This is a genomic window from Phycisphaeraceae bacterium, assembly GCA_019636555.1.
Lineage (GTDB): Bacteria > Planctomycetota > Phycisphaerae > Phycisphaerales > UBA1924 > JAFEBO01.
This window is the reverse complement of sequence record JAHBXH010000001.1, coordinates 287,689-311,965: the sequence shown is the minus strand read 5'-3', so window position 1 is coordinate 311,965 and position 24,277 is coordinate 287,689. Positions and strand designations below refer to the sequence as shown.

General features: G+C 63.1%; 14 protein-coding genes. 9 read left to right on the top strand and 5 right to left on the bottom strand.

Features of this window, described 5'->3' with window-relative positions:
* Positions 1-263 precede the first annotated feature (263 nt).
* The 4 genes from KF691_01225 to KF691_01210 all read right to left on the bottom strand — a co-directional run bounded on the left by KF691_01225 (position 264) and on the right by KF691_01210 (position 5,065).
* The gene (locus KF691_01225; GenBank protein MBX3388055.1) at positions 264-2,333 is read right to left on the bottom strand and encodes a hypothetical protein; all 2,070 of its coding nucleotides are present in this window, start codon (positions 2,331-2,333) and stop codon (positions 264-266) included.
* Positions 2,334-2,505: 172 nt separating this feature from the next.
* On the bottom strand, positions 2,506-3,333 hold the full coding sequence (locus KF691_01220) for a GNAT family N-acetyltransferase (protein ID MBX3388054.1): 828 nt from the start codon (positions 3,331-3,333) through the stop codon (positions 2,506-2,508).
* A gap of 169 nt (positions 3,334-3,502) precedes the next feature.
* Entirely contained in the window at positions 3,503-4,411 is a 909-nt protein-coding gene (locus tag KF691_01215) for an ATP-binding cassette domain-containing protein (protein ID MBX3388053.1), read from the bottom strand.
* 39 nt (positions 4,412-4,450) lie between these two features.
* Entirely contained in the window at positions 4,451-5,065 is a 615-nt protein-coding gene (locus KF691_01210; GenBank protein MBX3388052.1) for a hypothetical protein, read from the bottom strand.
* A gap of 227 nt (positions 5,066-5,292) precedes the next feature.
* Here KF691_01210 and KF691_01205 point away from each other — a divergent pair, with 227 nt between their 5' ends.
* The 4 genes from KF691_01205 (at position 5,293) to KF691_01190 (ending at position 13,748) form a co-directional block, all read left to right on the top strand.
* Positions 5,293-6,354 carry a LexA family transcriptional regulator gene (locus KF691_01205; GenBank protein ID MBX3388051.1) on the top strand — a complete coding sequence of 354 codons (1,062 nt, stop codon included), beginning with the start codon at positions 5,293-5,295 and terminating at the stop codon, positions 6,352-6,354.
* Positions 6,355-6,491: 137 nt separating this feature from the next.
* A complete protein-coding gene (locus tag KF691_01200; GenBank protein ID MBX3388050.1) occupies positions 6,492-9,719 on the top strand; it encodes a hypothetical protein in 3,228 nt (1,075 codons plus the stop codon).
* Positions 9,720-10,084: 365 nt separating this feature from the next.
* Positions 10,085-13,117: a class I SAM-dependent DNA methyltransferase gene (locus KF691_01195; GenBank protein MBX3388049.1), complete on the top strand. Its 3,033-nt coding sequence runs from the start codon at positions 10,085-10,087 to the stop codon at positions 13,115-13,117.
* Between the two features lie 322 nt (positions 13,118-13,439).
* On the top strand, positions 13,440-13,748 hold the full coding sequence (locus KF691_01190) for a hypothetical protein (GenBank protein ID MBX3388048.1): 309 nt from the start codon (positions 13,440-13,442) through the stop codon (positions 13,746-13,748).
* Here the strand turns inward: KF691_01190 and KF691_01185 are convergent.
* Positions 13,730-14,950: an AAA family ATPase gene (locus tag KF691_01185; protein ID MBX3388047.1), complete on the bottom strand. Its 1,221-nt coding sequence runs from the start codon at positions 14,948-14,950 to the stop codon at positions 13,730-13,732. The two genes, KF691_01190 and KF691_01185, sit on opposite strands and share 19 nt — an antisense overlap.
* Before the next feature lie 1,022 nt (positions 14,951-15,972).
* Between KF691_01185 and KF691_01180 the strand changes: the two genes are divergently transcribed.
* From KF691_01180 to KF691_01160, 5 genes are all read left to right on the top strand, one after another.
* Entirely contained in the window at positions 15,973-18,633 is a 2,661-nt protein-coding gene (locus KF691_01180; GenBank protein ID MBX3388046.1) for a hypothetical protein, read from the top strand.
* A 180-nt stretch (positions 18,634-18,813) separates the two neighbouring features.
* On the top strand, positions 18,814-19,917 hold the full coding sequence (locus KF691_01175; GenBank protein MBX3388045.1) for a hypothetical protein: 1,104 nt from the start codon (positions 18,814-18,816) through the stop codon (positions 19,915-19,917).
* 276 nt (positions 19,918-20,193) lie between these two features.
* Positions 20,194-20,988 carry a hypothetical protein gene (locus KF691_01170; GenBank protein ID MBX3388044.1) on the top strand — a complete coding sequence of 265 codons (795 nt, stop codon included), beginning with the start codon at positions 20,194-20,196 and terminating at the stop codon, positions 20,986-20,988.
* Positions 20,989-21,176: 188 nt separating this feature from the next.
* Positions 21,177-21,968 (top strand): hypothetical protein, encoded by a 792-nt coding sequence (locus KF691_01165; GenBank protein MBX3388043.1) that lies wholly within the window; start codon positions 21,177-21,179, stop codon positions 21,966-21,968.
* A gap of 250 nt (positions 21,969-22,218) precedes the next feature.
* Positions 22,219-24,261 carry a hypothetical protein gene (locus tag KF691_01160; GenBank protein ID MBX3388042.1) on the top strand — a complete coding sequence of 681 codons (2,043 nt, stop codon included), beginning with the start codon at positions 22,219-22,221 and terminating at the stop codon, positions 24,259-24,261.
* The last annotated feature ends 16 nt before the right edge of the window (positions 24,262-24,277 follow it).

Here is a 24,277-nt window from a genome sequence, read left to right as displayed (position 1 = left end):
AACGTTGACTTCGTCTTGGCTTTGCTTGCTTCTTCTTCCCCACGACACCTTGACACCTCTTCCTTCCTCTTAGTGCCCAGTGCCTTTGCTCTTTCCTTTCCTCTGCCACTCTGCTACTTCTCTCTTTCCCGCCTCTTCTCTCTTCCTTCTTCTCCGCGCAACTCCGCCGACTCCGCAACTCCGCGTTCTCTCCAGATTCGTTCCCCCCCTCTTCTCTCTGCGCCTCTGTTCCTCTGCGGTGAATCTCCTCCGCCGTGAACGCTTCACGCATACTTCCTCACCCTCACCTCCCACCCCCCATCCAGATTCATCACGAGATACCGCAGCGCATCGATCGCGTGATCGCTCCCGTCCTTCACCGGCCTCAGGTCTTCCGGGTCGTCGCGCCGGTAGTGGTACGTGACAAACGCCTCCACCAGTCCGCGGCAGCGCTCGTGCACCATCAGCCGCACCGGCCCTTCCGCCGGCGCGAGCCGCGCCCGGATCAACTGCAACCCATCGTGAATCTCGCTCGCGCGCGTCCGCACGTTCAGCCCCGCCGCCTCGAGCACCTGCACATCGCTTTTGCCCGTCTGCGATTGGCGCTGTTTTCCGGCCGGGTCGGCGCCGATCCATTCCGGCACGCGCCAGAATTTCCCGTTGCCTTTCAAGATCGCCTCGACGTGCTGCTTGGTTGTTTCGCCCGTCACGTGGCGCTCGTCGAGAATGCGCAGCACATCGTTCTCGAGCGCCGCCCACAGGATGACCGTCGGCGCACGAAAGCCGAAGTCGATGCCGCAGAGAAACGTTTCGACTCCGGCGCGCTTCACCCGCGCCGGCTCTCCCCGCGCGAGCAGGATCGTGCGGAGCGGATCGGGCGAGGCCAGTGGATCGCCGGCGCGGAACGCTGTTTCGCGTTCCCACGCCGCGAACACATGCTTCTTCGCATCGAATTCGGGGAAGACCGAGTCGGCACGCGATGGTTCGAGGCAGAGCATCTCCGTGCGCCACACCGCGAAGCTCACCCGCCCCTTCATTCGGATCGCATCATCAACGCGGAAATGACCGGGGGGAGAGGGTGGATTTTGGAGTGCGGATAGCGGACGGGAAGATGTGGGATTGCGGACGTCGGATTGCGGATTTGAAGATGACAAAGAAGTTGTAGTAGTAGACGAACGCGCCGAAGAGCCCGCGCGAATCCGCGTGCCGCGCGCACCAGTATCCGTGCCGCGCTCGCCCGCCCGCTTGCGGGGCGCATTTCCGCTCGTGCGATTGCTGCGTGCACCGCTGCGTCTGCCGCGCACGCCCGCCCGCCTGCGGGGCGCAATTCCGCTCGTAGGTTTGCTGCGTGCGCCGCCGCGCCTCGCTCGCGATTTGGTTTCTTCTCCGCCCGTCGTTTTCTTTCTGCCTTTGCTTTCCGTTCTGTCTTTTCGAATGCCCAATGCCGAGTGCCGAATGCCTCTCTCTTTCTTGCCTTTTCCCTCTGCCACTCCGCCCCTTTGTCCCTCTGCCACTTCTGCCTTCCCCCTCGTCACCTCGGCACCTTGACACCTCGACACCTTTCTTCCCTTTGCCCCTCCGCCCCTTTGCCCCTCTGCCCCTTCCCTCTTCGCCCTCCCCCCACACTCCTCCCACAGCACGCACCCTTCGCACGCGCGCTTGCACTCTTCCAGCACATCCACCACGCCCCACTTGAACAGCGTCCGCCCACGGTCCTTCACCAGCCGGCTCATCAGCCCGAACGGCACGTGCATCGTGCTCAAGCACTCGATGCTCCCCGCGATCTCCGTTTCGCCCACGCCCGGGATCTCGATCCTCTTCGATCTTGTCGTGAGCATCGCGGCAGCGAACACATCCTCTTTAAAGAGCTCCACCTCGTCGCAGCGCAGCACCTGCACGCGGGTGCCGCGAACGGCTGTGTGCGATTGCGCCAGAAGTTCGACGGCCGAACCGTTCTTGAGCGCGAGCCGCGTCTCGCCAATGCGTCCCTCGACGAGATCGGCGAGCGCATCGCCCTCGAAAAGCGTGCGCAGGTGCGCGTGCATGTGGCGCGATTGATCGAGGCTGCCTCCGAGTATGCGGATGCTGATCCCTGGCTTGAAAATCAGATCGAGCGCCGTGGCGACTGCGCCGAGGAATGTCTTGCCGCTGCCTCGCGCGGCCCAGACAACGCAATCGACCGGTGCACTTTCCGTCGCGAAGCGCCCGAACCCGGCTCGCCCCTGGAAGAACGCGTGCGCGAGGTAATCGAGCGGCGATTGATGCCCGTTGATCAAGGGCAACCCGCCGATGCGGATGTCGAGCCGCTCGCGCAGAAATTCGGAGAGGTGAAAACGATTGAGGGGAGTTTGCATGGGAGAAGGTGTCGAGGTGTCGAGAGAAGAGAAAGTTCAAGCCACGGGTCTGCAAGTCAGTATTTGAAAACGTGTGCGGCGGCGGAAGCCCACTTCGCGCTCCTTCACGAGCCCGAAACGAAATGACGTGCTCGCCCGACTGCGTCCTCCCCCTTTGCCAAAGGGGGAGGTGTCATCGCGAAGCGATGACGGAGGGGGTTGATCTTGCCTTTCCTTTGCATCCCCCTCGGCACGTCGGCACCTTGCCACCTCGACACCTCTCTTCCCTTTGCCCCTCTGCCCCTTTGTCCCTTCCCGCTCCTGCCTCCGCCACCCACACCACGCGTTTCTTCTCGACCACGCCCCGCGCCGCCATCGGCGCGAGCATCTGGATCGCGTCCGCGCGCTCGAGCCACTTCCGCGTTGCGCCGGCGCTGTTCGCCCACGCACGGATCGCCCGAACGAATTCCCCGTTCGCAAGCAGCCTCTCCGCCGCGCGGTCATCCGCCAGCGTCTCGGGTCTGATACGCAACTCTTTGAGTGCGCGCGCCAATCTCGTGTCGCGTTCGCTGGGTGCGCACTCGACCGCGCGCATCCCGGCGCTCGCGAAGCAGCCGCAGAAATCTCCCATCGCCGCGACCGCTTCCGTCCGCTCCGTGAGCGGCCGGCGCAAATACGCACGCACCAGCGCCGTCGCGATGCCGCGCCCGCGCTGCTGGGGGACGACGACGACCCGCGCGATCCGGCGGACTGTCGCGTTCAGCTTCTTCGCGCGCTCGCGCTTGTCGGCAATGTCGTACACGCCCGGCCATGCCTTCTCGCGCCAGCGGTCATTGAGTGTTGGGTACGTGACGGCCAGCACGCCGACCAATCTTGTCTCGCCCGCGATTTCCAGCCGTGCGCCGAGCAGCGCGCACACTCGCGTCGGACTCCCCGGCGCGTAGTGATCCGCGAGCAGTTCGCCCGCTTCCTCGCGCGTGCACGTACCGATCCGAAGAACCGTTGGACGAATCTGTTGCATAAGAACCCCCAAGGAAAATGTGTCGCGGGATAAGAAGCTCGTGCCCAGGGCAACGCCGCACACTCGCCAAGTCTGGAAAGGTGACTTCCACTGTGAATCCGTGTTGCACGCCGAAGGCGTGATCGGCAATAGCCGGGGCTTGCCGCGCAGCGGCAGCCCCGGAGACAAATCACGTCTGAAATGCGCAGGCCGAAGGCCTGCTCACCACACACTCAAGGGTCGCCTCCAAAGAGTCCTCCCCCTTTCCGAAAGGGGGAGGTGTCATCGCGCAGCGATGACGGAGGGGGTTTGCTGTCTTCACACCCAGCGCTCCCGCCACATCCTCATGCGGCGTCGCGACCACGATGCGAAGCTCGGGCGCAATCTCTCGTGCCGCACGCCCAGTGTTCGCCTCCAAAGAGTCCTCCCCCTTTGCCAAAGGGGGAGGTGTCATCGCGCAGCGATGACGGAGGGGGCTTGCTGTCTTCACACCCAGCGCTCCCGCCACATCCTCATGAGGCGTCGCGACCACGATGCGAAGCTCGGGCGCAATCTCTCGTGCCGCACGCCTGAGCGATGAGGCCACCGCGACCGCCGTTTCGCGATCGAGCATCGTGAGAAACTCATCGAGCAACAGCCACTCGGCATCGGCGCATTCCGCGAGCGAGCGCGCGAGCATGAACCGCATCCGCTCCCCCACCGATAACTCGCGCACCGTTCGCCCGAGCACGAAAGGATCGGCCAGCCCCGCCGCGGCAAGCAAGCGCAGCGATTTCTCGAGAGGCAGCGGGATCAGGTCGATCACCGCCTTGTTCACCCGCTCGCACTTTCGAGCGGAAGAAAGATCGCGGAACTTCGCGTTGCGCCCGCGCAGCGCGCGGAACAGAGCCCGGAGCAAGGTCGATTTGCCGCACCCGCTCGGACCGGTGATGAGCGCGATGTCGCCCGGCGCGAGCGCGAGAAGAGTGTCGAGATCGCCATAGTCTCGCGCCGGCGCGCTCGCGCGCGTGACGCCGATCCCGAAGCGGCAGCACGCGCGCAGCAGCTTGCCCGTCGGCGCGCGCCCGTTCAATGAAATCCGTTTCGAAAGAGTTCGCATGAAGTGCCCCCGAAGAAAGTGACGTAGAAAGTTGGTTGATCACGTTGCCAGCGCTTCGGCACGCAGCGCGAAGACATCGCGGATGCGCGTGATGCGCTTCCGCGGCACGCCGAGCACGCGCGCCACCTCGCGCACCGCCAGCCCGTTGATAAAGATCGCCCGCGCGATCGCAAGCTGCAGCGCTCCTTCGTCGAGGTCGTTGCGCGCCGGCTGCTGGGGTGATCCCGAGGGAAACCCCGAGGGAGGCCAAGTGGGAGGCCAAGCGGGAGGCGAATCGTGCACATCGAGCAGGAGCGCGACATACCGGAATTCGCGCGAGGTCGCGCGCGCGACGATCCGGCGCAGCCGCCGACTGAGCACCCACGCCGGCGCTTCGCCCATCGCCGCGAGTTCCGAGAGAGGCCGCCCGCTGCGACAAGCCCAGTTCACAAGCGCCAGGTCCGCCTTGGGCAGCCAGCGCGCGTGCTCGATGATGCTCGCCACGCGTTCGCGGCCGAGCGCATCGCGCCGGCGCAGGTCCAGATTCGGCGCGACCCGCCGGCTCTTTCGGCGCACCCCGGCTTCGGGCCGGAGCGGCTGGGCCCGCATGGGCTGCACCCGGATGGATTCTGCCGAACGATTCGTGGGAACCTGCGTTGACATAGTGGTAAACATTTGATACAGTTTACCACAACAGGAACCAACCAGAAAGGGGTTTGGCCGAAATTGTACGAACTTTGTTTGGCATTGTAGCAGATTCCGGCGGTCCATGCGCGCAGTTGCGCGGGTGGGCCCGCTTCCGTCTTTTTTCGCACCATCCGCTCACCCCCCACCCACTCCCACCAACCTCCCGCATCAGCCCCACCAACCGGACGCAGACCGTTCGACAACCGAGCACGCACATGGCCAAGAAGAAGAAAAAACCGGCGACCGGCACGACGCAGAGAAAATCACCCGCGACGCACGGCGCGAACTCGGGCGCCACCGAATCCGGCGGCATGCGCTGGGGCTCGCGCTTGCGGAAACTCCGGCTCGCGCGCAACCTCACGCTCGAAGAACTCGCGGGTGCCGCGGGCTGCACGAAGGGTTACCTGTCCGTGATCGAGAACGCGCTGCGCGAAGTGCCCAGCGATTCGATGATCGCGTCGCTGGAAAAAGCGCTCGGGGTGAACGCGGGCGACCTCGCGCGCGCCGCCGAGTGGGAGCGCACGCCCGCGCACTTCCGCCGCGAGGTGATGCAGCTCGCCGCGCGCGAAGCGGCGCAGCGCGAGCGCGAGAAAAAACTCGCGTCGCTCCTCGCCGCCAGCGGCATCGACGAAGAAGGCAAACTCCGCGGCGCGCTCGACGAGGCGTACAAGTCCGGCGAGCTCCACCGACTCATCGGCGCACCGCTCGATCCGCCATCGCCCGACGCGCGCACATCCGACGCACAAACTTCAGGCGCCCCGGTATCCAACGCGCAATCCTCCGGGGCGCACTCGGCCGGCTCGCACGCATCCGGCTCGCGCGCATCCGGCTCGCGCGGCGCCTTCGCCGCCGCCCCGCTGTCTCGCTTCCTCGCCCGCGAAGTCCCGCTCATCAACCGAGTTCAGGCGGGGTATCCGGCTGAATTTACGGATCTTTCTTACCCTGCGCGGATGGCGGACGAGTATGTGCGTTGTCCGGACATCGACGATGCGGATGCGTTTGCGGCGCGGGTGGTTGGAGAGAGCATGATGCCGGAGTATCGGGAGGGAGATGTTGTCGTGTTCAGTCCGGCGCGGGAGGTGCGCGCGGGGATGGATTGTTTCGTGCGGTTTGAGCGTGACGGGGAGACGACGTTCAAGCGGGTGTTCTTTGAGAGCGGGGCGGCGGGAGAGATGATCCGATTGCAGCCGCTGAACCCGGCGTTTTCGGCGCAAGTCGTGGAGCGCGAAAAAGTTGGGGGCTTGTACGCGGCGGTGAGCGTGATTAAGAAGATTTGAGATGCACACCGAAAATGAACCGGACGCTCGCGGGATGATGTCGCAAAGAAATTGAATTCGGCGCTTGGCGCGGCCCCGTCGTTCTAAATAGGCTGATACGCGATCCCGGTATTCACTCTGTTCCGGAGGATTGCATCATGGATACGTCGACTCGCCGGCACGTGATGGGCTTTTTTGTTTGCGCCGGTCTGTGTGGAGCGGCATCATTCGCCGATCACGCGGTGGTTCCGTCGAGCGGGAACGGAATTGAACTCTCGGGGAACAACCAGGGGACGATCGGCGGGGATTCGGCGCGGCGATTCATGATGGTGATCGATGCGCAGGCGCTGACGGGCATACCGATCGGGAGCACGATCACGGGGTATCGCGTGCGGCTGAACAACGGCAACACGACGGCGTGGCCGCCTTCGCCGGTGACGATTTCGGATTATGAAGTGCGGATCAGCGCGGCGGCGACGACGGCTTCGACGATGAGCGCGACGTTCGCGGACAACATTTCGGGCGTGCAGACGCTGGTGATGGACGGTTCGTTCGGGATCGCAACGAATTCGTATTCGGCGGCGGCGGCGGGCACGACGCCGGAAGCGTTCGGGCCGGTGATCGGATTCGATCGCGGGTTCTTGTATTTGGGCGGATCCTTGTGCATCGACATCAACTACACGGGAACGGGATTGACGAGCGCCGTGTTCCTGGATGGATCGGGCGGCGGCGAGGGCGTGGCGTCGTGCTTCGCGACGTCGCGCACGGCGGCGACGGGGGGCGTGGGCAACGGGAACGTGCTGCGGTTTGAGTACACGGCGCCGATGAACTCGATCGTGCCGGCGAGTCTCGCGTCGGCGGAAGGACCGAGCGGGCAGGAAGGTCCGCTGGGCGGACCCGGCGTTCGGCGATTCCAGTACAACGTGGATGAAGCGGCGCTCGGGATTCCGGCGGGCGCGACGATTCTGGGGATGACGTTCCGGCTGGATTCGGCGAACGGATCGATTGCGTGGCCGCCCTCGGATGTCGCTTTTTCGGATTACGAGATCCGGCTGAGCCAGGGCGTCTCGACCGGCGCGATGAGCACGACGTACGCCGCCAACATCGTGGGGAGCCAGACGCTGGTGGTGAACGGCGCGCGGACGCTGAACAACGGCGCGTTCGCGGCGGAGAACGCATCGCCGACACCGGAGCAGTACGGCACGGCGATCATGTTTCAGGTGCCGTACTTGTACCTCGGCGGCGACCTGTGCGTGGACATCAACCATCCCGGGACGGGAGCTGGGGTGACGGGTTTCCTCGACGCGGCAGTGAACAACGACTATCCGACCACCGGGGTTCGCGGCGTTTATTCGAGTGTCTCGAGGACTGCGGCGACGGGGAGCCTGACCAACGCGCCGGTGACGCGGTTCATCTACGCGGCGGACCTGCGCCGGGGCGTGACGAAGGTGTTCGCGCCGGAAGACACGGCGAGCGCAGAGGGAGATTCGAACGTCAACTCGCTCGTTCGTGACGTTGCGCGGAGCGTGATGATCGTGGACGCGGCGGATCAGTTCGACACGATCGCACCGGGATCGCGGCTGGTTGGGCATGCGGCGCGACTCGACCAGAGCGCTGCGGCGTGGCCGGGGGCGGCGGCGGTGTGGTCGAGCTACCGGATCGATGTCTCGCGCTCGGTCAATCTGCCGGGCGCGCTCTCGACAACCTTTGCGAACAATGTCGGAGCGGACGTGGTGACGGCGTATTCGGGCGCGCTGGTGATTCCGGCGAATGCGCTCAAGGGAGGCGGGAGCAACAATCCGTTCTCGTATGTTTTCCGGTATCGGAATCCGTACACGTACACGGGCGGGCCGCTGAATACATACGTACGGCACACGGGCAACGGGGCGACCTTTGCCCAATTGGATGGGCTCAACGCGACCAGCAAGATCGATGCGTTGCTCGCGACCGACAGTTCGAGCGCGGTGGGGACGGCAACTGTTCCCACGATTCTGCGTCACGAGGTGGACGCGGCGACGACCGCGCCCTTGAGCCTGGGGAATCCGGGCAACTCGTATGCCGCGGGTCTGTTGCGGTTCGGCGAGTACTCGTACCAGGTGGTGATCAGCGCCGAACAGCTGCGTTACATACCGGCGGGGAGCCTGATCGACTCGATGTGGCTGCGCAACCAGGTGGGGGGCCCGGCGAGCCCGGCAGCGGATTCGATCTGCCCGGACTTTGAGCTGACGCTGAGCACGGCGGCGAGAACCCCTACGACGATGTCGACGACCTATGCGGTCAATCAGGGAGCTGACGCCGTCGTGGTGTATGACGGGGCGCTCGGGGTGTCGGCCGGGACTCTTCCGCCGGGATCGACGGGCGCGTTCGGCAGAGTCGTCAAGTTCCAGAAGGCGTTTGTGTACAAGGGAGGCAATCTGTGTGTGATGGTGCGCCATCAGAAATTCACGTTGGATGTCGGGCAGTGCGAGACTGTGTCGTCGACGCTGCCGGGCGCCCGGTCGGTCTTTGGGGGGACTTTCGGAGCGGGGAGCGGGTCGTATCTGGGTGGAGCGACCGGGGGGACGATCGCCGCGGCGCGATTCGGGTACGTGCCGTCGGTGATGACGCCGAACTCGTTTGCGACGGTTGAAGCGGACAACGGGTTCGAGTTTCTTTCGCAAGCGGGTGCGGTGCAGATCATCGTGCCGGCGTCGCAGCTGCTTCCGATCGATGTGGGGTCGGCGATCACGGGGATGAGTTTCCGGAACAGCGCGACGGGGGTCGCACCGACTTTCCCTGCGGCGGCGCTCGCCGTGGGCAGGTTGGATGTCACGCTGGCGCCGGCGGCTCGGACTCCGCTGACGATGAGCGACACGTTTGCGGTGAACAACGGCCCGGGCGTGGTGACTGTGCGACAGGGCGCGATAGTGATCCCGGCGGGCGCGTTCCCCGCGAGCGGGAACTTTGTGATTCCCGGCGAGAACGAGTGGTTCATCGAGTTCGAGCGCGCGTTCATCTATACGGGGGGCCCGCTGTGCGTCACGATGCGGACGACGGCGAACCTGCCTGCATTTTCCTATTTTGATACCGAATTCACTCCGAGCGCTTTGGGCGCTGCGCGCTGGAACAACACCAACCCCGACGCGGCAACGTCGAATGTGACGACGGGCGCCGTCGCGGTGCGGTTTGCGTTCACGGCGCGGGCGTTCTGCCCGTGGGACCTGAACAACGACGGCTTTGTGGACGACGCGGACTTCCCGATCTTCCTGAACGCGTACAACATTCTCGATTGCGCGGACGGCAGCATGCCGTTCGGCTGCCCGGCGGACTTCAACCACGACGGCGTGGTGGATGACACGGACTTCCAGTTGTTCGTTGTCGCGTACAACGAGCTGTTGTGTCCGTGAGGGGGAGGGGGAGGCACTGGGCACTGGGCACTAGGCACTTGGCACTTGGCACTTGGCACTCGGAAGAGGTGTCAAGGTGTCGAGGTGTCGAGGTGTCGAGGTATCAAGGGGCAGAGCGCTGGGCACGATGGATCGGGCGCTCAGGGGGTTGCCGCGGATGAGGGCGCTGGGGATTTCACCACCAAGGCGCGAAGGACACAAAGGGCACAAAGAAGAGGTTGAATAGATGATGCGAATTGCCGGCCCCTTTGGGGGCCGGTTTTTTGTTGGGGCCGCGAGAACGGCCTTTGCCGGCGAAGCGCCCCGCCTCTCCCGTTCTTGTATTCTTCCAACCTCTTCTTAATCCCTCGCGTTACTTGTCTCCAATGAATCCAGCCCAATTTGTCTCCAAGTGGTCCCGTGTTGACTTGCCCGAGCGCGCTGCAAGCCAGGAACATTTCATTGATCTGTGCCGCCTGCTCGGGCAGCCAACTCCGGCCGAGCACGATGCGACGGGCGCGGAGTATGCGTTTGAGAAGGGCGTGGAGGTTGCGGGGAGCGCGAGCAAGGGGAGCAAGGGCGATCGGGGCTTCGCCGACGTGTGGTGGAAAAGCAAGTTTGGGTGGGAGTACAAGCGGAAGGACAAATACAAGTCGCTGGATGAGGCGTATCGGCAGTTGCTTCAGTACCGCGAAGCGCTGGAAAGCCCGCCCCTGCTGATCGTTTCGGACATTGCGCGCACCGAGATCCACACCAACTTCACGGGGACGAAGAAAGAAGTACACACGATTGCGCTGGCCGACATGGACCAGCCCAGGTCGCTCGACTTGCTGCGGCGGGCGTTCACCGACCCGGAGTCGTTCCGGCCCACCATCACGGCTGAGAAGATCACGCAGGACGTTGCGGCGCAGCTCGGCAAGATCGCTGAAGGTTTACGTAAGCGGGGGAACGATCCGCACGAGGCGGCGCACTTTCTGATGAAGTGCATGTTCTGCCTTTTCGCGGAGGATGTGAAGCTCCTCCCGGATCATGTGTTCAAGAAGCTGCTCGAGAAGTTCCACCACGAGCCGGCGAAACTGACGCCCCGGCTGACAGCGCTCTTTGGCGCGATGCGCACGGGCGGCCCGTACGGCAACGACGACATCGCGTACTTCAACGGCGGGCTGTTTGATGACAAGCCGGCGCTCGAACTGACCGAGGGGGAAGTGGGTCTCTTGAATCTTGCGGCGGCGCAGGATTGGGGGAGCGTGGAACCCGCCATCTTCGGCACGCTCTTCGAGCGATCGCTGGACCCGGCGAAGCGATCGCAGATCGGCGCGCACTACACCAGCCGCGAGGACATTCTGCTGGTGGTTGAGCCGGTGATCCTGGAGCCTTTGCGACGGGAGTGGGCGGAGACGCGCGCGAAGGTTTCGGCGCTGCTTGAAAAGCGCGCCCCGCTGGTGAAGAAGGCGCTGAGCGACAAGACCTCGCCCCTGAAGAAGCAGATTGCCAAGATGCGGAGCGACATCGAGGCACTGATCACGGGGTTTCTCGATCGCGTGTCGTCGCTCATCGTGCTGGACCCGGCCTGCGGCAGCGGCAACTTTCTGTACGTGGCCATCCAGAAACTGCTCGAACTCGAGAAAGAAGTCATCACGTTTGCCGCGAAACCGGAGATCGGGCTGGGGCTGATCCCGCGGGTGAGGCCGACGCAACTGCGCGGGATCGAGATCAACCCGTACGCATCAGAACTGGCGCAGGTGGTGATCTGGATCGGGTATTTGCAGTGGATGCGGGACAACGGGTTCAACCCGCCGAGCAATCCGATCCTTTCGAACCTCAGCACGATCGAGAACCGTGATGCGATCCTCAAAGTTGGCAAGAACGGCGAGCCGCTGGCGCAAGCGGCAGAGTGGCCGGAGGCGGACTTCATCATCGGGAATCCGCCGTTTCTTGGGTCGAAGGTGTTCCGGCAGAACGGCCTTGAAGAGACGTACATCCAGGCGATGTTCGGTGCGTATGACCTGCCGAAGACGAGCGACCTTTGCTGCTACTGGTTTGAACTCGCGCGGCGCGCGATTGAAAAACACAAGGAGGTGCGCGCGGGGCTGCTGGCGACGCAGGGAATCCGCGGCGGGGACAACCGAACTGTGCTGGAACGGATCAAGGAGAGCGGCAACATCTTCATGGCGTGGTCTGATCGCGAATGGGTGCTGGATGGTGCGGCAGTGCAAGTTTCAATGATCGGATTCGATAGCGGCACGCAGTCCGATCGGCGACTCGATGGCAGGAACGTCGCGGACATCACGCCGGACCTAGCAACCGGCGCCAATCTCACCACGGCGAGTCGTATCTCCGACAACGCTGATATCGGATTCATGGGCGATACGAAGGGCGGTCCCTTCGACATTAGCCTTGAAATTGCTCGCTCTCTTCTGGGCACACCAAATCCATCGGACGCGAAGAACTACCAGGTTGTTATGCCGTGGGTGAACGGTTCAGACTTCACCCGACGATGGCGGTCCATGTGGATCATTGATTTCGGCGTGGACATGTCGAAGGCTGAGGCGGCGAAGCATGACGCGCCCTTTGCATTCGTGGAAGAGAACGTCAAGCCGATGCGTTCGCTGAATCGGCGAGTGTCTTACGCGCAACGCTGGTGGATTCACGTGGAACCGCGTCCCGCCATGCGATCCGCTACAAGCAAGCTGGAGCGCGTGCTTGTAACTCCGAATCTGACCAAGTATCGCATCTTCGCGTGGCTTCCGGCGCACGTCTTGGCCGACCATCAGCTCATCGTTTTTGCTCGGCAAGATGACTGTTTCTTTGGATTCTTGCATTCGTCGATTCACGAGCTGTGGGCACGGCGCATGGGTACACAACTGCGTGAAGCCGAATCGGGCTTCCGCTACACCCCCACGACCTGTTTCGAGACTTTTCCGCTTCCGTGGGCACCCGGCAAAGAGCCGACGACGCACGATGCGTACAAGGCGATTGCTGCTGCCGCGAAAGACCTCGACACGCAGCGCGAGCGCTGGCTGAATCCGCCGGAGTGGATCGAGCCGATCGCGAAGCGGATTGATGCGGCGGACACGTTTGAGGATGTGCCGCGGGAGGCGCGGGCGCTGATCCGTCAGTCGGCGATCATGGCCGCGGCGGCGCAGGACCCCAAGCTGAAGAAGCGCACGCTGACCAATCTGTACAACGAGCGGCCGACGTGGCTTCGCCTGGCGCACGAGCGGCTGGATCGGGCTGTGCTTGCGGCTTACGCGGCGGTCGATCCGAAGGGCGGGTGGAAAGAGGACTGGGCGGAGGTGTGGGTCGAGACGGGTGCGGGGCAGCCGCTGCCATCGGGGCACGCGCTTGAGAAGAGGCGGGGAGAGGTCGAGGAGCGGGTTCTGGGGAATTTGCTGAGGATGAATGGGGAGAGGGTGTAGGGGGCGCTTCTTCGTGTGTGTCTCAAACCTGCGTTTAAGGGGGCGGGCACGGTGGACACGTTGCGTGTCGTGCTGGATCCTGATCGAATTCCTTGAGCACTTTGAGCATGCGCCGAAACGATCGAGACACATTCTCTGCCTTCTCGATATTCATACTTTGTGACAAGCGCGGCTGGTCGGCTGTGGGTTGGTATCGGCCGTACTTCTTCTTGAGCCAGCCTTTGGTTCCTCGACTCTCGTCCGAAAGTTCCGGGCTATCCAGATCACCGGCGACGAGCCATGATTCAAATTCTCGCACGGCGAGCACACATTTTGAACGGCGATGGCCAAGCGTTTTTGCGATCATCTTCTCGAATTCGGGCCCGCGTTGCGCGGCGCAGTCGTCGTCTGCATCAAGGAGGAGCAGCACACCTCCAATGCCGCCCCCCTGCTTTATGTTGCTCTCCGCGATATTGGCGTAGTGAGCCAGCTCCTCTTGAGCGACGATCCGCTGCCGTTTCACACGGATCGGTCGCGGCACAATGAAAGCGGGATAGAGACGGCGAATGAGAATTGGAACAGCGTCGGCTTCCCCGTGCCCTTCAACGATCGTTGCGAGTACATAATCAGCGGTCATTCCGGGGCCTCGTAGAACGTGCCCCTGGCTTCTTCCTGTCGTTTCAGGTCGGCCGGATCGGGTTCGAGCTGGTCGATGCGAAGTAATTCGCCCGCAGTGGAAAGGTGCTTTCCGAGCAACTCGGCTTTGTGCGGACTGAGGCGTCCGACGACGGTGCGACCGTTGTCCAGCAAAACCGGACGGATCATGTCGTGCGAAACGCTTTCGTGATCCAAAAGGTCCGGGCTGTGACAGGTGACGATAATCTGGGTGGATTCAGAACCCTCTGAGAGCGCCTCCATCAATGCGCCCGCGGCCGCAGGATGGAGCGCGGTTTCGGGTTCTTCAATCCCGATCAGGGTGGGGCCGGCGGACTTCGACGCTCCGGCAGAGACAAGTGAGACGAGTATGCCCAAAGCGCGGATCGTACCGTCGGAAAGAGAAATGGCATCGAAGTTTGAATTCCGAAGACCTTCTGGAACGGTCATTTCCTGCGAGACTTCGATGGTTTCGAGCGTTCCGGCTTGTTTGTGATCAATCTTTGTTATGGGCACACCGATGGCCCGCATGAACTGCAGAACACGGTCCAGGCGCCCGCCGTTGCTCGCCTTGAGTTGCTTGATGACGCTGGCAAGGTTTCTTCCATCGTGCGCCAGAAGTTCCCCGGGTTCGGGGCGAGTTGGCAACTTCATCGCTTCGGGATTCAGGTTATGAAAGGTCATTCTGCGCAGAACATCCCAAACGGGGCGAAACTCGGGTTGTCCTGAGGCTGCAACAAGAAATAGGCGGTCGGGCGAAACGGCCGGGGCGGCGGATCGCAGAGTCCACTTGCGCACTTCCCCGTTGTCAATTTCAAACTCGTGCCGGATCGCGCCGTCGGGCTCGATCATTCGGCACGATTCTTTGTCGACGCGGAACGCCAGGCCTTTTACTGCCGCGATGCGGAAGGAATACTCCGCCTCACCAAGAGAGGTTCGCAGTCGGAGCGCCACGCCGGGATGAGTGGGCCGACCGCCGAGTGATTTGCGGCGAACCTGGTCGATTCCCCCGCGCTCGCGGATGGCGAATTCAAGCGTGGTGTTCACTGCGTCGGTCGTAAACCGGAGCGAGTCGAGAATGTTGCTCTTGCCTACGCCATTTCTTCCGACGAGAATCGTGAGCGGAGCAAACTCGATTTCGCAGGACTCGACGCTTTTGTAATTGCGTAGCGCCAAGCGAGTTATGCTGCGAGTGTCCATGAAAACCTCACCGTAGGGTACGAACTTGCGAGCCATCTGACAACTCCGATTCGCTTGCAAGATCGTTCGCGAATCTTTGATAACGACCGAATCGTTGGACGGCGGCAAATGGCCACCGAAACTGGTCGCAACAGGCGCGCTCCAAACCGGGCCGGGAGTTCACAAAAACGAGATGAAATCGCCAAGAACAATGGCGTGAATGTGCGCATCGAACGGTGTCGTCGCGCCGGACAATAGAAAAACTGGTTTGTGTCTGCTCCCCCACCTCGCAGACAGGGATTCAGGAAGGGGATTTTGGGGGAAAGGAGATTGGTGGTGGCGCGGACCGGCAGTTGAAACTGCCGGCAATGGGCGTGCGCCCTTTCGGGCGGGGGGTGGGCGAGAACTTGGTGTGATTGTCACGGTGGAGCGTTGCAGATATGTTCACCAGCACCGCAACGCGGTGCGGGATTCTGGGGCTGCTTTGCGCGGGTGCCGCGGGACGCGGCGACCCCGGCTACTCAGCGTCACCGCTTCGCGGTGAAGGGATTGCTTTGAACGATCATGCCGCGCGATCCACTCGAGGGAGTGGAATATGCTGGATGAGTTGCCGAGGGGGCGCCGTGGAATTCACCGCAGAGGCACAGCGGATCACACGGCGGCAATACAACATACAAGGGCACAGAGAAGAGGTGAAGAACGGGAAAGACAGAAGGGCGTAGAGGAAGGCTCGCGAGAAGGCCGCGGGGGTGGAGACGGGGCACCGGGCGCTGAGAAAAGATGGAGGAGCGGCGAGAGCTTTTGTGCCGCGACGGTGACGCGAGCGCGCGGCGAGATTGCCGTTGATGCGGAGCGAAGATGGGCTCGGAAGGCGCCCGAATCCCGGCGGGGTGTGCCCTTTGATCGGGATTTCGAAGCCCCCGCACGGTCCAGCGGGTGGTTTGCGAAAGCTCCAAGCGCACCCGGGGTTTTTGCGGAAAACCGTTCTTGCCAGGGGGCGGTCGTCTGTTAGGCTGGAATGAACTTTCGCGGGGAGAACATTTATGAAGACGATGCGTAGCGGGTTGGCGCGGTGTGCGGTTGTGTGCGGCGCGGTGCTTTGGAGCGCGACGGCGCTGGGGCAGGTTCTTCAGACGTTGCCCCCGGCGAGCAACGACACGGCTGGTACAGGCGCGAACTCGATCCCGCTGGCAAACTACACCGCGGGGACGTACCAGGTGATGTACGGCGCGGATCTGCTGACGGGGATTCCTTCGGGGAGCGTGATCACCGGGATGCAGATGCGGCTGGAAAAGAGCGCTTCGTCCACTTTTCCCACGTCGGGCTTTACGGTGACGCGGTACGACGTGACGATGGCGACTTCGTCGCTGACGCCTCTGACGATGTCGACCAACTTTGCGACGAACATGGTGAACCCCGTGGCGGTGCGGAGCGGGTCGCTGGGCGTCGCGGCGGGCGCGTACCAGTGGCTGAACAACGGAGCGGGCGTGCCGGAGCCATGGGGTCCGGTGATTTCGTTCACAACAGGGTATGTGTACAACGGCGGGCCGCTGGTGATTCTTTTGCGGGTAGTAAGCCCGTCGAGCACGTTTGCGGCGTATGCGGATTCCACTTCGAGCGGGAGTTCGCAGCATGAGGTTCACAACACCGGCGACGCGAATGCGACGACCGCGAATTTTCAGACCGCCGGGGGCCTGATCGTGCGGCTGACGTTCACGCCGCCGGCGGTGGATCTGGCGAAGGGCGTGACGAAGGTGATCGTGGCGGACCGGTTTGCGGGCGCGCCGGGGCCGTCTGGTGACGGCGTGCTGATGTGGACTTCGGAGTTCACGCAGCAGGCGGTTGCCGCGGCGAACCAGTTCGACACGATCGGACCGGGATCGGATTTTGTGGGTTTGGCGTGGAGATTGTCGGCTTCGAACGGAGCACCCTGGCCGGGAGCGGTGGCGAGCTACAGCCAGTTCGTTGTGCAGTTGTCGCGATCGAACAATGCGCCGGGCGCGCTGTCGCAGACGGTCGCGAACAACGTGGGTGCCGACGCGGTGACGGTGCGTTCCGGAGCTCTTGGTTTCCCGATGGGAAGTTTTCAGCCCAAGGGGAGCGCGGCGACGGCGCCGTTCGGTCCTGAGTTGGCGTTTTCGAATGCGTATCACTACCGGGGCGGGCCGCTGCTTTCGGTCGTTCGGCATACCGGACAGAACTCGGGAAGCGCCGGGTTTATGGACGCACTCGGAATTGGGCAGAGCGGATACAACGTGGACGTTCAGGGGTGGCAAACGAATTCGAGCATCGCAGCCGTCACGTCCGGCTCATCGTCGTATCTGACGACGATGTACAGCGTGGACGCGGGGACGAGTTCGCCCTTGAATCAGTTGTCGCCGGGAGCGGACGCTTTCGGGATCACTCTTTCTCCGGTCTTGCAGACCATCCTCTCGGCGTCGGAACTGAAGTACATCCCGCCGGGGAGCGTGATCGATTCACTCTGGCTCAGGCAGATCGCCTCGGAGGGCGCTGGACCAAGCTCGGATGTGACTGCGGCGAGCTTTGAGTTGACCGTCAGCACGGCGAAGGCGCCTCCGAGCGGGATGAGCACGTCCTTTGCGACCAACGAGGGAGCGGACAAGGTAGTCGTGTATTCCGGCGGGCTGTTCGTTCCGGCGAATGTCATGCCCGCAGGCTCGAACGGGAACTTCGGGAAGATCGTGCAGTTCCAGAAGAGCTTTGTCTATAAAGGCGGGCCGCTGTGCATCACGATCCGCCACACGGGGCTGAGCGGCGCGCTCGGGAGTCCGGAAGCGCTCTTCGGAACGCTCGCGACCAATCGCACTGTTTTTTCGCCCAGCGTTGGCGCGGTGAATGGGTCCTTCTATTTCGCTAATTACACGGGTACGGCGATGAAGCTGGGGTATATCCCGTCGGTGATGACGCCCAACAGCCTGGCGACGGCGGAGGGGAACAGTGCGTGGAACCTGCCGTTTGTCTCGAATTACTCGGTGCAGACGATCATCCCGGCGAGCCAGCTCAAGACGGTGACGGTGGGGTCGGCGATTACAGGGTTCAGTTTGCGCGCCGATGGAAACAATGCCACGGGCATTCCGACGGCGGATACGAACCTGACGCAGTTTGATGTGTCGATTGCGCCGGCGACGCACGGGCCGCTTTCGATCAGCACGACGTACGCGAACAACATCGGCGCGGGCGAGGTGATCGTGCGGTCGGGGCCGATGACGGTCCCGGCGAACGCGTATCCGGCGCTCGGGACGCCGCGGGAGAACGCGTGGTACGTGCCGTTCACGCGGGCGTATGTCTACACGGGTGGCGATTTGTGCGTGACGTTCCGCGGGCAGGGTTCGTTGACGGCGGGCAGCAATCTTTTTCTGGATGGGCAGAGCAACGTGCCGCTGGCGACCGGCTCTTCGATCTACAACTACGGCACGTCGGCCGCGACGACGGGCAGCACATGGGGTCCGATCGCGATGCGGCTGGCGTTCACGCAGCGTGCGTACTGCCCGTGCGACCTGAACAACGACGGCGTGGTCGAAGACGGGGACTTTTCGATCTTTGTCAACGCGTACAACATTCTGGATTGCGCGGAAGGGAGCATGCCGTTCGGATGTCCGGCGGATTTCAACTACGACGGCCTGGTAGATGATGCGGACTTCCAGATCTTTGTGGTCGCGTACAACAACTTGTTGTGTCCGTGAGAAGAAGGCACTTGGCACCCGGAATAGAAAAACGAAGAAGCGACAAAGAGACAGAGAGAACAAAGAATTCGAGTCCGATTTGTGTTATCTGAAGGTCGTTGGCTCGGTGATGTGCGATTGGTGTTGGTGCGGCTGCGCTTGAGGGGGTAATCTCTTGGTGTGGGTTGAGGAGCGCACCTGATGCGGCACATTCTGGCATGTTTGGTGACTCTTGGGGTTGCAGCGGGGAGCGTCCGAGCGGCGTGGGGATTGAAGTACGAGGTGTCGCCGAACGGCACGACGTGGAGTTCGACGATTGCCGCGCAATCGGGCGACAGCGTGTACTTTCGGATGAGCGCGTATTTCGAACCTGGCACGCAAGTGCAAACGACCAACGGGATCGGGAACGCGATCGCCTTCGGGCGTTTTCAGGGGCAGCAGATCATTACGAACCGGGTCGCGGGCGATTCGGTGACGGATGTGGTGCGTGTCATCTCGAGCGGGGGGCCGACTTTCCCGGCGGTGTCGTCACAACCGACGTCTTTTCTAATCGGCACGACGGCCGCGACATCGTGGGCGTCGCAACTGCTATTGACCCTCGACCCCTACATCGAGGCGCCGGAATATTCCGTCGTGCTATTGCGGGGCAAGATCACGCTGAGTTGGGATCTGACGCCGCGGACGCTGACCATCAGGAACAACGTGTTCGGCACGGGTGGTTTTCCCGGCCTGCGCTACTACAGCGATGCACAATTGTCGCCCATCGAATTCGGGCCGCCGACGGATTCGCCCAACCACACCGACTTTGAAGCCACGATCGACGTGTCGCCGGCGCCGGGCTGTATCACCCCGGTGTTTCAGACTCTGACTGGTCCCGGAAACATGGTTCCTTCGCAGACGGCGGTGTTCACGGCGGCGGCATCGAATACAGACTCGTACGTGTGGCTGAAGAACGGAGTGGCGATCGTGAACGACGGGCGCGTGACCGGCGCCAACACAGCCACGCTTCAGATTCACGAACCGCGGGCGAGCGATGTGGGCAGTTATCGCGTGTGGGCGTACGGGAAGTGCGAGCTTTCGACTCTGAGCAGCGCGATCGCGGCGGCGTTTACATGCGGAGGCGATCTGAATCGCGACGGGTTGGTGGACGATGCCGACTTTGTCGTGTTTGTCAAGAGCTATTCGCAGTTGCTCTGCCCCGCGCCGCCGGCGCTCTGTCCCTCGGATTTAAATCTGGACGGTTTCGTCGATGACGGCGACTTTGTGATCTTCGTTGCGCAGTACGACCAGTTGCTGTGTCCGTGAGGGGAGGCGAGGGGATGGGGTTTGTTTGCACGAAATGGGCATTGACGCGGCCCGGTTCGTTGTTCGGCTGGTGTGAACGCTTGCGGGGAGAAGCCTCATGCCGGCGATGCGGAGCGGGCCTCGCGGCTGGGGTGATCGCCCTACCTGTCGCTTCGTTCAATCTCCCTTTTTTGCAAGATGTTCGAAAACTCCGGTGCGGTCGGAAGGGACGGGGCGGTAGGCTATTCCTCGACAGGTGACGCCCGCTGAAAGGCGCGCATCCGGAGGGGATTACACATGGTGCGGGATTTGCTTTCTGTTGTGTGTTTCGCTGCGCTCGCGACGAGCGCGGGAGCTCAGCTCGTGCTCACCGCCGATGCGCGGGCGCTGTACGCCGAAGCGGCGAATTCGAATCAGGTCGCGTTTCCGGCGCCGCCGTATTCGGCGTTTGATCAGACGATCGATCGCGACGTGAATTCGGGGGGCGGGAACGGGAAAGCGCGGGCGGCGCAGAACTCGAGTGTTTCACCGAGCGCGATGAGCGCGACGGGATCGAGTTCGGCGCAATCGATTGCCGGACCATCGAACTGCGTGCTTTCGCAGGCGACGAGCGATTTTCGAATCAATTTTCACGTCACGACGCCCGTGCAGTACACGTTCGACGGGATGGTGGACGGCGCGCAGTTCCGATTGGCGGAACCGATCGGGGGCGCGGTGCATCTCGTGCAGGCGGCGCCGGGCGTGCCGACGCCGTATTCGTTTTCGGGGGTGCTGCGGCCGGATCGTAACTACATCGTGCTGGCGCAATCGAGCCACCTTGCGAACGCGTGTAACGGGGATTCGTTTTCGCTCGAGGGGTCGTACTCGCTGAGCGCCACGTTTGTCGCGCTCCCGCCGTGCCCGGGCGATCTGAACTTCGATCGCGTGGTGAACGATCAGGACTTTGAGATATTCCTCGCGGCGTACAACGAGCTGTTGTGCCCGCCGGAACCTCTGCCGTGCGATGCGGACCTCAACGATGACGGGTTTGTGAACGACCAGGACTTTGAGATCTTCCTGGCTTCGTACAACGAGTTGTTGTGCCCCGAGTAGGAGCGCCCGGGCTCGACTTGGAAGAGGGAGAGGGGCATGAGCCCGGGCGCGGGCGACTTGCGAACATGAACCGACCGGGCGAAGTTCCGATTTCACCCTGTCTTGATGTCCTGCGGACGCACGAGCGGAAGCCGGATTGGTAGACTGCCCTCGGAGAGCGGGAAGAAGACTCGAAGAGGGAGATTCGTATGCGCAGCGGCTGGTTCGGCGTGGCGGCATGTGCCGCGGTGGCTCCGATTGCGGGCGCACAATTGATGCTGACGGGCGATCAGCGGGCCTTGGTCGTGGAAGCGGCGGGCTCGATCCAGACCGCCTTCCCGGCGCCCGCGTACTCGGCGTTCAACAGAGACATCAGCCGCGACGTGCCTTCGGGAGGCGGGAACGGGAAAGCGCGAGCGACACAGGTTTCGACCGTGTCGACTTCGGCTGTGAGCGCGACGGGGATGAGTTCGGCGGAGTCGCTGGCCGGTCCTTCCAACTGCGTTGTCGCGCAGGCGACGAGCGATTTCAGGGTGACGTTCAAGGTGACGACGCCGGTGCAGTACGCGCTCGATGGTTCGGTGGAGGGCGCGCAGTTTCGGCTGGCGGAGATGATCGGCGGCGCGGTGCACCTGGTGCAGGCGGCGGCGGGCGTGCCCACGCCGTACTCCTTTTCCGGCGTGCTGAAGCCCGGACGGAACTACACGCTGCTGGCGCAGTCGAGCCAGGTGGCCAACGCGTGCAACAGCGCGTCGTTTTCACAGGCCGGGTCGTACGAGTTGAACGGAACGTTCACTTCGCTGGCGCCGTGTCCGGGCGATCTGAACTTTGACCGGGTTGTGGACGATGCGGACTTTGCATTGTTTGCTCCCGCGTACAACGAGCTTCTGTGCCCGCCGATGCCGCTGCCGTGCGACGCGGACCTGAACGCCGACGGATTCGTGGATGATGCGGACTTTGCGATCTTCGCGCCGGCGTACAACGAGCTGGTGTGTCCGTGAGGGAAGGCATTCGGCATTCGGCATTCGGCATTCGGCATTCGGCATTCGGAAAGAGTGTCGGGAGGCAGAGGGGCAGAGCAAGATTTCTTGATTGCGATGCGAGCCCGTGGTGACTTTGGCGGTGCCGGCGCCGAATCACGCGGCGTGCCAAGAGCGATTGATGTTATTGGGACGCGTGATATTTGCTGCGCGCTGGCGGGCTCGCTGTAACATCTAGTTCTGAAGAACGTGCGGGAGTCGAGGAGCGGCCATGCGTGCAATGGTGGTAGGAGTCGCGGCGTTGTCCGCCGGCGGAGCCTTTGCGGCGAGCGTCACGAATCTCCCGTTCAATCCGCCGGGATCGACACGGATCACGCTCGCGAACAAGTTTGCGGGCGCGATCGGCGGCGGAACGAACGATTCGCCCTTGAACGATTCCGCGCGGACGCTCGAGTGGGTTTTCCGCGGCTCGCAGGTGTCGATGATGGCGCCGGGGACGCGGCTTGTCGGCGCTTCGTTCCGCAACACCTCGGTGAACGCGGGGCCGAGCGCGCAGGCGGACTTCGCGGATTGGTCGCTCACGTTGTCGCGGTCGCTGCGCGCGCCGGGAGCGCTCTCATCAGTCGTCGCGGACAATGCGGGAGCGGATGCGCTCGCTGTTCGCAGCGGCGCTCTGACCGTGAGCCAGGGCGAAGCGGCGGCGAAATCTGGAGCTTTGCCCGCGCCTTTTACCTTCGGCGCGGTTTTCCAGAGCGCCTTTGAGTACTCGGGCGGCAACCTGCATCTGCTGTTGAGCCACTCCGGCTCGGGCGTGGGCGGGGTGAGCTTCGATGCGGCATCGCCCGGAGACCCGGACACGAACGCGCTGTTTCAGGCCCGCAAAGCAAACAGCGCCGGCGCCGCAATGACGACGCAAGCGGCCGACACGCCGGTGACACGATTGAGCACTGATGCCGGCGTTTCTCTGCCGCTGCTCACGGCGAACGCGAGCAACGGGAGCGCGGGCTTTGTGGGCGCGCTCGGCGCGAGCGGGTTTGCGGGGCAGTTTGTGATAGGCGCGGAGCAACTCAAGTTTGTGCCGCGGGGGAGTTTGATCACGTGGTTGGCCTTCCGAATGGCGCCGGGAGACGCGGCGTGGCCGAGCGCGGACGTGACCACCTCGGACTTTGAGATTGAGGTCGCGACGAGCGTGAACCCGCCGCAGCAAATGGCGACGTTCTTCGGGGGAAACCCGGCGGCAGATGCGATCCTGGTGCGCCAGGGCGCGCTGACGATCGAGGCGGGGGCATTCGCGGCGGGCGCGGGAGAAATCGCGCGCTTCGGTGCGCCGATCCACTTTCAGCGCGGGTTTGTGTACACGGGCGGTGACTTGTGCGTGACAGTGCGGCATGCGCCGTTTTCGGGCGCGGGGCCGAGATTGGACACGGCGAATCCGGCGAGCGCGCTACGCACTTCGGTTGCGAGCGCGTCGGACGCGCAGTTCGGAGCGTTCCTGGCGCAGGATGCATCGATCGCGCTGCAGATCGGATTTACACCGTCGCTGTGTGTCCCAACATCGGTGGAGAAGGAATCGGGTGGATCGGGCGCGTGGCTCTTCGAGACGCCACGCGTGCATCAGCTGGTGATCGACCCTTCGCAGTTGACGTATCTGCCGGTCGGGAGCACGGTGGACGGGATCGCGTTCCGGATATCACCGGTTGCGCCGCTCCAGTTCGTTTCGTGGCCGCAGGGCGACGCGACGGTGAATCAGTTTGACGTGTACCTCAGCACGGCGCAGCGGACGGCCTCCACCATGAGCGAAGTGTTCGCGCAGAACGAGGGTGCGGATAGGGTGCTGAATCGCTCCGGAAGTTTGTTTGTTCCGTCGGAGGCGATGAAGGTGATTGGGGGGACTGTGGCGGAGCACTCGTTCATCGTTCCGTTCACGAGGCCATTTGTGTACACGGGCGGCGGGGTCTGTATCACCATGCGCGTCGGGCAGCGGATTGGCGGCGGGGCCGCCGTGAACTTTGACGGCAAGTTCAACACGTTCGGCGTGAACGGCAGGAGAAACACGGTGTCGAGCACCGCGACGAGCGCGAACACGGGGGGCGCGCTGGCGTTTGCGACCCGGCTGGTGTTCACGCGCCCGGCGCCCACTTGCGCGGCAGACTTGAACGCGGATGGGCTGGTCGATGATCTGGACTTTGTGCTGTTTGTCGGGGCGTATGAGTTTTTGACGACACCCGCGGCGGACTTCAACTACGACGGTATGACGGATGATGGGGATTTTCCGGCGTTCGCCCTGGCGTATGACGCGCTGGTGTGTCCGTGAGGGGCCGGGCCTGGGG

Coding starts and splice junctions, on each gene's coding strand:
- KF691_01205 (MBX3388051.1), top strand. CDS start 5,293: ATGGCCAAGAAGAAGAAAAAACCGGCGACCGGCACGACGCAGAGAAAA.
- KF691_01225 (MBX3388055.1), bottom strand. CDS start 2,333: ATGCAAACTCCCCTCAATCGTTTTCACCTCTCCGAATTTCTGCGCGAG.
- KF691_01210 (MBX3388052.1), bottom strand. CDS start 5,065: ATGTTTACCACTATGTCAACGCAGGTTCCCACGAATCGTTCGGCAGAA.
- KF691_01190 (MBX3388048.1), top strand. CDS start 13,440: ATGGCCAAGCGTTTTTGCGATCATCTTCTCGAATTCGGGCCCGCGTTG.
- KF691_01175 (MBX3388045.1), top strand. CDS start 18,814: ATGCGGCACATTCTGGCATGTTTGGTGACTCTTGGGGTTGCAGCGGGG.
- KF691_01215 (MBX3388053.1), bottom strand. CDS start 4,411: ATGCGAACTCTTTCGAAACGGATTTCATTGAACGGGCGCGCGCCGACG.
- KF691_01180 (MBX3388046.1), top strand. CDS start 15,973: ATGAAGACGATGCGTAGCGGGTTGGCGCGGTGTGCGGTTGTGTGCGGC.
- KF691_01200 (MBX3388050.1), top strand. CDS start 6,492: ATGGATACGTCGACTCGCCGGCACGTGATGGGCTTTTTTGTTTGCGCC.
- KF691_01195 (MBX3388049.1), top strand. CDS start 10,085: ATGAATCCAGCCCAATTTGTCTCCAAGTGGTCCCGTGTTGACTTGCCC.
- KF691_01170 (MBX3388044.1), top strand. CDS start 20,194: ATGGTGCGGGATTTGCTTTCTGTTGTGTGTTTCGCTGCGCTCGCGACG.
- KF691_01160 (MBX3388042.1), top strand. CDS start 22,219: ATGCGTGCAATGGTGGTAGGAGTCGCGGCGTTGTCCGCCGGCGGAGCC.
- KF691_01185 (MBX3388047.1), bottom strand. CDS start 14,950: ATGGACACTCGCAGCATAACTCGCTTGGCGCTACGCAATTACAAAAGC.
- KF691_01165 (MBX3388043.1), top strand. CDS start 21,177: ATGCGCAGCGGCTGGTTCGGCGTGGCGGCATGTGCCGCGGTGGCTCCG.
- KF691_01220 (MBX3388054.1), bottom strand. CDS start 3,333: ATGCAACAGATTCGTCCAACGGTTCTTCGGATCGGTACGTGCACGCGC.